This is a genomic window from Acinetobacter johnsonii, from assembly GCF_048551975.1.
GTDB classification, from domain to species: domain Bacteria; phylum Pseudomonadota; class Gammaproteobacteria; order Pseudomonadales; family Moraxellaceae; genus Acinetobacter; species Acinetobacter johnsonii_A.
The window spans coordinates 1-331 of the sequence record NZ_JBIMCF010000106.1 but is presented as its reverse complement, the minus strand read 5'-3'; the positions used below and the strand labels follow the sequence as shown (position 1 = coordinate 331).

Below are 331 nucleotides of genomic sequence, written 5' to 3'. Positions count from 1 at the left end.
ATGGACTGCCTGTACGGGCAATCCATAGGACTGCTTCTAAAAATAATCGATTATCTTTTCCACTACGACCTCGATCGGTCACTTTACCTAGGCAAAAAGGTTCCATTTTTGCCCATTGGGCATCAATAAGTATGTATCTATCCATAGTACTATTATAAATAGGACTTATGCATTGACGGATTCAAAAAAGTATTAAAATACTTTATAAAGTATCTGTGATGAGACGAATTAAACATGCTTCTACAGCAACTTGTACTCTACCCATTTATATGGGCTTTCTCATGACAGAACCGAACTCTATTAGCTGCACACAACTTGCCGAGACTTATAA

Annotated in this window: 1 protein-coding gene and 1 pseudogene; one reads left to right on the top strand and one right to left on the bottom strand. The window is 37.2% G+C overall.

All coding sequences use genetic code 11. The features are described from left to right. On the bottom strand, nucleotides 1–145 hold a 145-nt coding region (locus ACG9ZB_RS16815), incomplete at its 3' end, for a transposase (RefSeq protein WP_419326806.1). A gap of 70 nt (nucleotides 146–215) precedes the next feature. On the opposite strand from ACG9ZB_RS16815, the pseudogene ACG9ZB_RS16810 reads away from it, so the two are divergent. Then, nucleotides 216–331 (top strand): annotated as a pseudogene (locus tag ACG9ZB_RS16810) (IS701 family transposase); the annotation flags it as partial.